Here is an 11,451-nt window from a genome sequence, read left to right on the forward strand (position 1 = left end):
TATAGCCGGGCCCGATTCGAAAGGACGTCACGATGAAACGTTTTGCCAATTGTACCAACCATCCGATCATACTGGTAATGGCGGCGATTCTGACGCTGTCGGGGTGCAGCGGCTTGGCTGTGCCGGCTCCGACAGAAAAAACGGAGTCGCCTGCCGCCGCACCGGAACAGACGAAGCAGGAAAGCGTCAAACCGGGGGAAAAGGGCAAGCCGACCGCTCAAGAGCCAGCAGCTTCTGGCGAACCCGCGCCGTCTGTCGAAGTCAAGCCGGATACAGCGAAGCAAACGGAAGCGCAGCCGCCGAAAAAGCCGCCTGCCAAAGCATCCGCCGACACCGAGGAGCTGCTGGCGGGCATCGAGGTAGTCGCCGAGCCGGAGAGCATGGCGGTCCTCGTCAACAAGCAGCGCAAGCTCCCGGAAAACTACACGCCCACCGATCTCGTTTTTCCGAATGTGCCTTACCTGCTCCCGGAAAAAAGCGAGAAGCGGAAGATGCGCAAAGAAGCGGCAGCGGCATTGGAAGCCCTGTTCGCAGCGGCGAAAGCAGACGGGATCGCGCTGGCGGGCGTATCCGCGTACCGTTCGCACACGTACCAAAAAGCGTTGTTCCACCGCTACGTGCAAAAAGACGGAATCGAGAAGGCGCGCACCTACAGCGCCGTGCCCGGAACGAGCGAGCATGAGACGGGACTGGCGATCGACGTCGCCGGGCTGGACGGCAAATGCGCCGCGACCAGCTGCTTTGCCAACACCAAAGAAGCGAAGTGGCTGGCCGAGCACGCGACAACGTACGGCTTTATCATCCGCTACCCGGAAGGAAAAGAGGCAATCACCGGCTACATGTACGAACCGTGGCATTTGCGCTATGTCGGGCCGGAGATCGCCAAAAAAATCGGAGAGCAGGGCATTACGCTGGAAGAATACTGGGGCGTGGTCCCCGTCTCCGCCGATGCCCAACGCTAACCAACCAAAAGCAACGCCGATTTTTCGCAGGAAGAAAAGTCGGCGTTTTTCTTGTACAGCTGCTGTCGGGCGCGCAATCTCCCATTGAGAAAGGGATTTGTATGCTATAATGGTCTCGGGTGAAGAGCATGAGCGAAAAATCAATCAGAGAACGAATTATCGAAACGGCCATGCGCCTGTTCGAAGCGCACGGCTACCACAGGGTGACCGTCGACCAAATCGTCAAGGAAAGCGGAACCTCGAAGGGAGGATTTTATCACAATTTCAAATCCAAGGACGAGCTCCTCTACATCATTCACGACCAATTCATTACGTACGTTCTGGAAAAAGCAGAGGAAGCTTACGAAAAATGGGATACGCCGACGGAACGCCTGCAAGCGATCGTCAAATCGTTTGTGATGATGATTGATCTGTACCGCTCACAGGTAACGATTTTTTATCAGGAAAGCCTCTTTTTGGCCCCCGAGTATTTTACCGATATTGAAACGAAGCGGGATCGCTATAAAAAAATCATGTTTACCGTCATCTCAGACGGGATCCAGTCAGGCGAATTCCGGCCGGAGCTGCCTGTGCCGATCGTCTCCATGGCCATTTTCGGCATGGTCAACTGGATTTACAAATGGTATCAAAAAACAGGGACGTATTCGATCGAGCAGATTGCCGACATTTACGCCGACATGGTGCTGCATTCCGTGTTGAAGCCCGAGGCGATGGAAAACCCGGCGTTCAACCGTTTTTTCCTGGCGTCTGGCAGTACGCCGTTCAAGCCGTTGTGAAGCAGGAAGGATCAGGCGGCTACTCGCCGTTTGCTGGCAGGAGAGCAGGGGCATAGTCGCTTCACGGTCCGAATAAAAAAGGATGCCAGACGAACGGGTTGATCTGTACTATTATTCAGACATTTGCTATAATCATCAAAAGACCAACTGGTCGGTCTTGCCTACTCTCTACAGACCAACCAGTCGGTTCGTGACGGATTTTAACCCGGGAGGAATACGTGTGCTGACGATTTATGAATGGAGAGAACTTGCCAAGCTGCTGGAACAGACCGATATAGAATCGATCGAAGTCATCGAGGAAGAATCCCGCCTGCGGATCAAACGACGCGTGAACGGGATGGCGACAAATGCGGAAGCGGCATACGGACAAAAGGCCGATGCTGGTCACAAAGCGGCTACCGTCATTTCGATGCCGCAAGCCGTACCCGCGCCTGTCCCGCAGCCCAAGCCCCAGCCGCAGCCTGTGGCGGCAGTCCAAACAGTCGCTCCGGTCGCAGCCGTCGAACAGACGGAACGCTTGCACCCCATTGCTTCTCCGATGGTCGGAACCTTTTATGCCGCTCCGGCCGAGGATGCGCCGCCCTACGTTTCGGTGGGTGACCGCGTAGAGCCGTCGAGCATCGTCTGTATTGTCGAGGCCATGAAGCTGTTTAACGAGATTGAAGCGGAGGTAAAAGGGGAAATCGTTCAAGTACTGGTGGAAAACGGTCAGCTGGTTACGCATGGGCAACCGCTGTTTCTCGTAAAGCTTGCCTAGCGAAAATGCGCGATTGAGGGGAGGTCTGGACAAGTGAACAAAGACACGCTGTTTACGCAATTTCCCGTGCCGACGTACGAGCAGTGGCGGGAAGCGGCAGAAAAATCGTTGAAGGGCGCGTCATTCGATGCCAAACTGTTGACCAGGACATATGAAGGAATCGTTCGTCAGCCGATTTACCGGACGGAAGATGTCGCAACATTGCCACATCTGGACGCAGAGCCGGGCCAGGCGCCGTTTGTCAGGGGGACGAAAAGCGCGTACGCCAAAGGGGCACAGCGCTGGGAGGTCTGCCAGGAGATAACGGCTCCGGATGCCAGGTCGTTTAACGAAACGGCGCTCACGGATTTGGCTCGCGGCCAAACGATGCTGCACCTCGTGCTCGACCGGGCGGCGAAGGCGGGACTGGACCCGGATGAAGCGCTCCCAGAAGACATCGGAGCGGGGGGGCTCTCGCTTTTTTCCGTGGAGGATGTGGCTGAGGCGCTCAGCGGACTGAACCTGGAGGAACTGCCGATTTACATCCCATCCGGACCGCTCGGCTTGCCTGTGTTTGCCCTCCTGTTGGCGCATCTGGAAGCGAGCGGACGCAATGCCCGAGAGCTGCGCGGCTGCATCGGCCAAGACCCGGTGGCCGCGCTGCTTACAGAAGGTCAGCTTCCGTACGCGCTGGACACGGCGTTTGCCGCCATGGCGAAAATCACGCGCTGGGCGAGCGAGCATGCACCGCAGCTCAAAACGATTCTCGTCCAAGGCAACGCCTACTATGAGAGCGGCGGCCATGCGGTAGCCGAGCTGGCGTTTTCGCTGGCGACGGGCGTCGACTACATCCAGGCCATGCTGGAGCGCGGACTGTCGATCGAGGAAGCGGCGGGCCGGATGCAGTTTTCTTTTTCCATCGGTTCCGACGTGTTCATGGAAATCGCGAAGCTGCGGGCCGCGAAAATGCTCTGGGCGAACATCGTCGCTTCCTATGGAGGCTCGACCGAGGCCCAGAAGATGAAGATTCACGCGCGGACGGCCGCCTGGACGAAAACGGTGTACGATCCGTACGTCAACATGCTGCGCGCGACGACGGAAGCGTTTTCAGCGATTGTCGGGGGAGTCGACAGCCTGCACGTGTCCGCGTTCGACGAAGCAATCCGTCCGGCAACCGATTTTTCCCGGCGAATCGCGCGCAACACGCAAATCATTTTGGAGCAGGAGTCCCATCTGGCGAAGGTGGCAGACCCTGCCGGCGGCTCCTGGTACGTGGAATGGCTCACGGATGAGCTGGCGAAAAAAGCATGGGAGCTGTTTTTGCAGGTAGAGGAAAAGGGTGGCATGCTTCGGGCGCTGGCGGAAGGCTTCCCGCAAAGCGTGATTGCAGAGAGCGCCGCGCGCAAGGAAAAAGATATCGCTTCACGCAAAAGCCGCATCGTCGGCACGAACATGTATCCGAATCCGTCCGAGCAGCCGTTGCCGCAGCAGGCCGCACCTGCCCTGCATGAACAGCGCATCGCCGCGTTGCGCGCTCATCGGGCGAGAAAAGCACCGTCTGCGTTTTCCGAACGGCTGGCAAAGCTCGCACACGACACAGAAGAGTGGGTCGGCCATGCCGTACAGGCCGCGCTCGCCGGAGCGACCATAGGCGATCTCGCCAAAGCGTTGACCCGCTCCGGGCAAACAGCGACCGTCATTGCCCCGCTGCGCCCGCACCGTGCGGCCGAGGCGTTTGAAGCGCTTCGCAAGCAGGCGGACGACTATACGCACAGGACCGGGCAGCGACCGAGCGTCTTTCTCGCGGCAGTGGGCCCTGTGGCGCAGCATAAGGCGAGGGCGGATTTTGCCGCCGAGTTTTTTGCCGTCGGAGGCTTTGCGGTTTTGCGCCCGCAGGCGTATGCCACTGCCGCAGAGGCCAAAGAAGCGGCGCTCGCCTCCGGAGCCAAGGTGATTGTCATCTGCTCCGACGATGAGAGCTATCCCGAGCTGGTTCCGCCGCTCGCCCAGGTGCTCAAGCAGGAGGCTGGCGACAGGATCGTGCTGCTGGCCGGTTTGCCGGACGCCGAGCAGTTGGCGGCGTACAAGGCGGCTGGCGTAGATGACTGCATCCATTTGCGCTCCAATTGCTATCAGATGCTGCGAGAACTTCAGGAGCGGACAGGAGTGAGCTCATGATGAACAGACCTGATTTTTCCAAAGTGCCGTATCGCGGCAGCCGGGACATTTCCGACCTGTTTTACGGCCAGGCGCCGTCCGCCGAAGCGAAGAAGCTTCTGGATGAGCAGATTTGGCAGACGCTGGAGCAAATTCCCGTCAAGCCTCTCTATACAAAAGAAGACGTGCAAGGCATGACGCATCTCGGCTACATGCCGGGCTTGCCGCCGTATTTTCGCGGGCCGTACCCGACGATGTACGTAACGCAGCCATGGACGGTGCGCCAGTATGCCGGCTTTTCCACGGCGGAGGAGAGCAGCGCCTTCTATCGCCGCAATTTGGCAGCGGGACAAAAAGGGCTGTCGATTGCCTTTGACCTCGCGACGCATCGCGGCTATGATTCCGACCATCCGCGGGTCGTCGGCGATGTCGGGAAGGCCGGGGTGGCGGTAGACTCGATTCTCGACATGAAAATTTTGTTCGACGGCATTCCGCTGGACAAAATGTCTGTCTCGATGACGATGAACGGAGCGGTGCTGCCAATCATGGCGTTTTACATCGTGGCGGCGGAGGAGCAGGGCGTCTCGCAGGACCAGTTGACCGGAACGATCCAAAATGACATTTTGAAGGAATACATGGTGCGCAATACGTACATTTATCCGCCGGAAGCGTCGATGAAGATCATTTCCGATATTTTCGCCTACACCTCGAAGCACATGCCGAAATTCAACAGCATCAGCATTTCCGGCTACCACTTGCAGGAAGCGGGCGCGACGGCGGACATCGAGCTGGCGTACACGCTGGCAGACGGGCTGGAGTACGTGCGCACAGGGCTTGCCGCAGGAATCGACATCGACGCATTCGCGCCGCGCCTGTCGTTTTTCTGGGCGATCGGCATGAACTACTTCATGGAAGTCGCGAAAATGCGGGCAGCCCGCCTGATCTGGGCAAGCCTCATCAAGCAGTTCAACCCGAAAAACGAAAAGTCGATGGCGCTTCGCACCCACTCGCAGACGTCCGGCTGGAGTCTGACGGAGCAAGACCCGTACAACAACGTCGTGCGGACGTGCATCGAAGCGATGGCAGCAGCGCTTGGACACACCCAGTCGTTGCATACGAACGCGCTCGACGAGGCAATCGCGCTGCCGACCGACTTTTCGGCCCGGATCGCGCGCAACACGCAGCTGTTCTTGCAGGACGAGACGCAGATTACGAAGGTCGTCGATCCGTGGGCTGGCTCGTACTACGTCGAGTCGCTGACGGCGCAGCTCGTGGAAAAAGCGTGGGCGCACATCGAAGAGATCGAAGCGTTGGGCGGCATGGCCAAGGCGATTGAGACCGGCCTGCCGAAAATGAAGATCGAGGAAGCGGCCGCAAGACGCCAGGCGCACATCGACTCGGCGAAAGAAGCGATTATCGGCGTAAACAAATACCGGCTGGACAAGGAAGACCCGCTGGAAATTCTCGAAGTCGACAATACGGCCGTGCGCGAGGCGCAAATCCGGCGGTTGCAGGAGCTGCGCCAAAACCGCGATGAGGCGAGAGTGCAGGCGGCTCTGGCGGCGATTACGGAGTGCGCGCGCACAGGCGAAGGCAACCTGCTTGCGCTGGCGATCGAAGCGGCGCGGGCACGGGCTTCGCTCGGGGAAATATCCGACGCCTATGAAAAAGTGGTCGGTCGCCACAAAGCGGTCATTCGCTCGATCAGCGGCGTCTACAGCTCAGAGTACGCGGATGCGGAAGAAGTGGCAGCCGTGCGCAAGATGGCGGACGAGTTCGAGCAGTGGGAAGGCCGACGCCCGCGCATCATGATCGCCAAAATGGGCCAGGACGGGCACGACCGGGGCGCGAAGGTGATCGCGACGGCTTTTGCCGATCTGGGCTTTGACGTCGATATCGGGCCGCTGTTCCAGACACCGGAGGAAACCGCCAAGCAAGCGGTAGAAAACGACGTGCACGTCATCGGGTTCAGCTCGCTGGCCGCGGGGCACAAGACGCTGCTGCCGCAGCTCGTCGAGGAGTTGAAAAAGCTCGGGCGCGAGGATATCGTCGTCGTCATCGGCGGGGTCATTCCGCCGCAGGATTACGCGTTTTTGCGCGAGCACGGCGCTGCTGCCATCTTCGGTCCGGGGACGGTCATTCCGGTAGCGGCCCAGCACGTTTTGCAGGAGATTGTGCATCGGCTGGAGGCTGCTGGCCTATGAGCGCAGGCGGAGACGGCAAACATTCGCTGAACGTGTCCTCGAAAGTCCGCCTCCCGCGCCTCTCCGTCGACCAGTACGTCAAGGGCGTGCGCGAAAATAACCGGACCGTGCTCGCGCAAGCGATTACGCTTGTCGAGAGCAACTCCGCCGCCCATATGGAGATGGCTCAGGAGGTGATCCGCCAGCTGTTGCCGCACACGGGAAATTCCATTCGTATCGGCGTGTCCGGCGTGCCGGGAGCGGGCAAGAGTACGTTTATCGAAGCATTCGGCACAATGCTGTGCGATAAAGGCCATCGGGTCGCCGTGCTGGCGGTCGATCCGAGCAGCACGGTGACGCGCGGCAGCATTCTCGGAGACAAGACGCGGATGGAGCTGTTGTCGCGCAATCCGCAGGCGTTCATCCGGCCGTCCGCGACAGGCGGGACGCTGGGCGGCGTCAACCGCAAGACGCGGGAGACGATGCTGATTTGCGAAGCGGCTGGCTACGACGTGATCCTGGTCGAGACGGTCGGCGTCGGGCAAAGCGAGACGACGGTCAGGTCGATGGTCGACTTCTTTTTGCTCCTGATGCTGACGGGAGCGGGCGACGAGCTGCAAGGCATCAAAAAAGGCATCATGGAAATCGCCGATGCGCTGTTGATTCACAAGGCAGACGGGGAAAACCGCACCCGTGCGCTGATCGCCAAAGGCGAATACAACCGGGTGCTGCACTATTTGCAGCCGGCGACAGCCGGGTGGGAGACGAAGGCGTACATGTGCTCGTCCGTGACGGGCGAGGGCATTCCCGAAATATGGGATGTCATCGGACAGTTTCGCGAGACGACGATGAAGTCGGGCGGCTTCGAGGCCCGGCGCAAGGCGCAACTGCTCGACTGGATGCACAGCATGGCGCAGGACTATTTGCGCGCGACTTTTTTTGGCAATCCGCAGGTCGCGCAACTGCTGCCGACGATTGAACAGGCTGTCGCCAGCGGGGAGCTGTCGCCGACGAGCGCCGTTCAGCAGCTGGTAGCGATTTACGAAAAAGCGATTAGGAACGATTAGGAAATAGGGACAGGAAGAAGGTCGGACGATGAGCGATATGTACGAAAAAATCGACGAATTGATGGAGCGCAAATTCAAAATCCAGCTGGGCGGTGGCGATGCGCGGATTGATGCCCAGCACAACCGCGGCAAGCTCACTGCCCGCGAGCGGATCGAACTGCTGCTCGACCCGGACACGTTTGTCGAGCTGAATCCGTTTGTCGAGCACCGGGCCACGCACTTTGGGCTGGATCAGATGGAAGCGCCAGGCGAAGGGGTCGTGACAGGCTACGGCAAAATCAACGGGCGTCCCGTCTACTTGTTCGCGCAAGATTTTACCGTGTTTGGCGGCGCGCTGGGAGAGATGCACGCGCTGAAAATCGCCAAGGCGATGGATTTGGCGGCGAAAAACGGCGCACCGTTTATCGGGCTGAACGACTCCGGCGGCGCGCGCATTCAGGAAGGCGTCAGCTCGCTTGACGGCTACGGGACGATTTTTTACCGCAATGCGATCTACTCCGGAGTCATCCCGCAAATCTCGGTCATTCTCGGCCCGTGCGCAGGCGGCGCCGTCTACTCTCCGGCGATTACCGACTTCGTGTTCATGGTGGAAAAGACAAGCCAGATGTTCATTACAGGGCCGAAAGTGATCGAGACGGTGACCGGCGAGAAAATTTCTGCCGAAGATTTGGGCGGCGCCCGGGTGCATTCTTCCGTCAGCGGCAACGCCCACTTCACGGCAGAGTCCGAGCAGGAGGTACTCGAAGGCGTGCGCAGGCTGCTCAGCTTCCTGCCGCAAAACAACCGCGATCGCGCCCCTGTGCGGGAAGGGGAGCCCGGCAAGGAGTGGCAAGAAGAGCTCTTGGAGCTGGTCCCTGTCGAGAGTACCAAAGTGTACGATGTCCGCAAGGTGATCGAAAAAATCGTCGACTACGGCGACTTCCTGGAGGTGCAGCCGAATTTCGCCCGCAACATCGTCATCGGGCTGGCCCGCATCGACGGACACAGCGTAGGGATCATTGCCAACCAGCCGAAGGTGATGGCAGGAGGACTCGACATCCATTCTTCCGACAAGCTGGCGCGGTTTATCCGCTTCTGCGATTGCTTCAACATCCCGCTCTTGACCTTCGAGGACGTCTCCGGCTTTTTCCCGGGAATCAACCAGGAGCACGGGGGAATCATTCGCCACGGCGCAAAAATTTTGTACGCCTACTCGGAAGCGACTGTCCCGAAGATTACCGTCATTTTGCGCAAGGCGTACGGCGGCGCTTACGTGGCGCTCAACTCCAAGTCGATCGGCGCGGATATCGTCTACGCCTGGCCGAATGCCGAAATCGCCGTGATGGGACCGGAAGGCGCGGCGAATATCATTTTTGCCAAGGAAATCGAGAGTAGCGAAGACCCGGCGGCGACCCGCGCGGAAAAAATCGCGCTCTATCGCGAGAAGTTTGCCAACCCGTACGTGGCAGCCAGCCTGGGTATGGTAGACGATGTGATCGACCCGCGCGAAACGCGTCTGAAGGTCGCCCAGGCGTTGGAAATGCTCCGGAACAAGCAGGAAGACCGTCCATATAAAAAGCATGGGAACATCCCATTGTAAGAGGGGAGCGTCTTGGAATGAAGCTGCATGAGCTGCGTGAATTCATCAAGCTGGTCAACCAGTCCTCGATCGAGGAGCTGGAATGGGAAAAAGGCAAGACCCGGATCGTCATCAAAAAAGGCGAGCCTGCCGTTGTAGCGGCAGCCGCGCTCCCCCTGCAGCCAGGCGAGGTCGAGCAAGGCTACCGGGAAGCGGCGGCTACGGCGGAGGCAGAGCCAGTCCCCGTCGTTGCGGAAGAAAAAGCGCCAGAGGAAGCGACACAGCTTGTCCTGTCCACGTCTGTCGGGGTTTTTTACGCGCAAGTAACCGTCGGCCAGGCGATCAAGGCGCAGGAGGTAGTCGGACGCTGCACCGTAGACGCGCTGCAGCTGTCGTCTGACATCGTTTCGCCGGTGGCCGGGGTCGTGACGGAAATTCTTGTGCCGGACGGTCAGCTCGTCGATTACGGCAAAGCATTGCTGCTCGTCAAACCACAGTAAGAAGGGGCGTTCCTATGTTCACGAAAGTTCTGATTGCCAATCGCGGAGAAATCGCCGTGCGTATTATTCGAGCGTGCCAGGAGCTGGGGATCGCCACGGTGGCCGTCTACTCGGAAGCAGACCGCGAAGCGCTGCACGTCGAGCTGGCAGACGAAGCGTACTGCATCGGCCCGAAGGAATCGAAGGACAGCTACTTGAACATGGCCCGGATCATGACGGTTGCCTTGCTCACAGGCGTGGATGCGATCCATCCCGGCTACGGCTTTTTGGCGGAAAACGCTTCGTTTGCCCAACTGTGCCAGGATTGCTCGATTACGTTCATCGGCCCTGATCCTGATGCGATTGCGAAAATGGGAGACAAAGCGGTCGCCAAAGCGACGATGAGCGCGGCGAATGTGCCGCTCGTGCCAGGCACGGACGGGCTGATCGACGACATCGAAGAAGCGCTGCAGGTAGCCGAGAAGATCGGTTATCCCGTGATCGTCAAGGCGACGGCGGGCGGAGGCGGCAGAGGCATGCGCGTCGCCTTTGACGCCGAGGAGCTGGAAAAAGCGATTCGCCAGGCGCAAAAAGAGGCGGAGACGGCTTTTGGCAACGCGGGCGTGTACCTTGAGAAATACGTCGAGGAGCCGCGCCATGTGGAGATTCAGGTGATGGGCGACAAGCACGGCAACGTCGTCCACTTGGGCGAGCGGGACTGCTCGATCCAGCGCCGGCACCAGAAGCTGGTAGAGGAAGCACCATCGCCTGCGCTCGATCCGGAGCTGCGCGAGCGGATGGGGCAAGCGGCTGTCGCGGCTGCGAAGGCGGTTTCGTACCACGGGGCAGGCACCGTCGAATTTTTGCTCGATCGGCACGGACAGTTTTACTTCATGGAAATGAACACGCGCATTCAGGTCGAGCATCCGGTCACGGAAATGATTACGGGTATCGACCTCATCAAGGAGCAGATTTCGGTCGCGGCGGGCAACCCGCTGTCCTTTTCCCAGGAAGACGTCAAAATCAACGGCTGGGCGATCGAATGCCGGATCAATGCGGAAAACCCTGCGAAAAACTTCATGCCTTCGCCGGGAAAAGTCCGCAACTACTTGCCGCCGGGAGGCTACGGCGTGCGCGTCGACAGCGCCGTTTACCCGGGCTACGAGATTTCGCCGTTTTACGATTCCATGGTCGCCAAGTTGATCGTGTGGGGCACAAGCCGCGAAGAAGCGCTGGCTCGCATGAAGCGGGCCTTGCGCGAGTTCGTGATCGAAGGCGTGCACACGACCATTCCGTTTCACGAGAAGCTGCTGGAGCATCCTGATTTTGTGGCGGGCCATTTCGCGACCAACTTTTTGGAGAAACATCCGCTGGAGCTGAAGGAAACCGAAGCCGCAAGCGGCGGCAAATGACGAACGTGCTCGGTTCGGTTCGCCAGGCGGGCAAGGGGCAGAAGCTCTGCGCGCAGCCAGGTGACACCGGGACATTTGCTCGCGGTGCGTAACGGATCATTGATCGAAGCAGCGCGGTGTG

9 protein-coding genes are annotated in these 11,451 nt (G+C 59.3%); all 9 read left to right on the forward strand.

Annotation, left to right across the window (positions count from 1 at the left end):
* The first annotated feature begins 32 nt into the window (after nucleotides 1-32).
* A complete protein-coding gene (locus tag ACTHO6_RS14620; RefSeq protein ID WP_440242479.1) occupies nucleotides 33-962 on the forward strand; it encodes a D-alanyl-D-alanine carboxypeptidase family protein in 930 nt (309 codons plus the stop codon).
* A gap of 128 nt (nucleotides 963-1,090) precedes the next feature.
* Nucleotides 1,091-1,738 (forward strand): TetR/AcrR family transcriptional regulator, encoded by a 648-nt coding sequence (locus tag ACTHO6_RS14625; protein ID WP_440242481.1) that lies wholly within the window; start codon nucleotides 1,091-1,093, stop codon nucleotides 1,736-1,738.
* A 220-nt stretch (nucleotides 1,739-1,958) separates the two neighbouring features.
* Entirely contained in the window at nucleotides 1,959-2,495 is a 537-nt protein-coding gene (accB, locus tag ACTHO6_RS14630) for an acetyl-CoA carboxylase biotin carboxyl carrier protein (RefSeq protein WP_440242482.1), read from the forward strand.
* Between the two features lie 33 nt (nucleotides 2,496-2,528).
* Entirely contained in the window at nucleotides 2,529-4,652 is a 2,124-nt protein-coding gene (locus ACTHO6_RS14635) for a methylmalonyl-CoA mutase family protein (protein WP_440242484.1), read from the forward strand.
* Nucleotides 4,652-6,835, forward strand: coding sequence for a methylmalonyl-CoA mutase (scpA, locus tag ACTHO6_RS14640; protein WP_440242548.1), 2,184 nt, complete (start codon nucleotides 4,652-4,654; stop codon nucleotides 6,833-6,835). The genes ACTHO6_RS14635 and scpA overlap by 1 nt, the downstream gene beginning before the upstream one ends.
* The gene (gene meaB / locus ACTHO6_RS14645) at nucleotides 6,832-7,881 is read left to right on the forward strand and encodes a methylmalonyl Co-A mutase-associated GTPase MeaB (RefSeq protein ID WP_440242485.1); all 1,050 of its coding nucleotides are present in this window, start codon (nucleotides 6,832-6,834) and stop codon (nucleotides 7,879-7,881) included. Before scpA ends, meaB begins: the two co-directional genes overlap by 4 nt.
* Before the next feature lie 28 nt (nucleotides 7,882-7,909).
* Nucleotides 7,910-9,460 (forward strand): acyl-CoA carboxylase subunit beta, encoded by a 1,551-nt coding sequence (locus tag ACTHO6_RS14650; protein WP_440242487.1) that lies wholly within the window; start codon nucleotides 7,910-7,912, stop codon nucleotides 9,458-9,460.
* A gap of 17 nt (nucleotides 9,461-9,477) precedes the next feature.
* The gene (locus tag ACTHO6_RS14655) at nucleotides 9,478-9,939 is read left to right on the forward strand and encodes an acetyl-CoA carboxylase biotin carboxyl carrier protein (RefSeq protein ID WP_440242489.1); all 462 of its coding nucleotides are present in this window, start codon (nucleotides 9,478-9,480) and stop codon (nucleotides 9,937-9,939) included.
* A gap of 14 nt (nucleotides 9,940-9,953) precedes the next feature.
* The gene (gene accC / locus ACTHO6_RS14660) at nucleotides 9,954-11,330 is read left to right on the forward strand and encodes an acetyl-CoA carboxylase biotin carboxylase subunit (RefSeq protein WP_440242490.1); all 1,377 of its coding nucleotides are present in this window, start codon (nucleotides 9,954-9,956) and stop codon (nucleotides 11,328-11,330) included.
* Nucleotides 11,331-11,451 lie beyond the last annotated feature (121 nt).

Origin of the sequence: Brevibacillus sp. SAFN-007a (assembly GCF_051967035.1) — a bacterium.
Taxonomy (GTDB): Bacteria; Bacillota; Bacilli; order Brevibacillales; family Brevibacillaceae; genus Brevibacillus.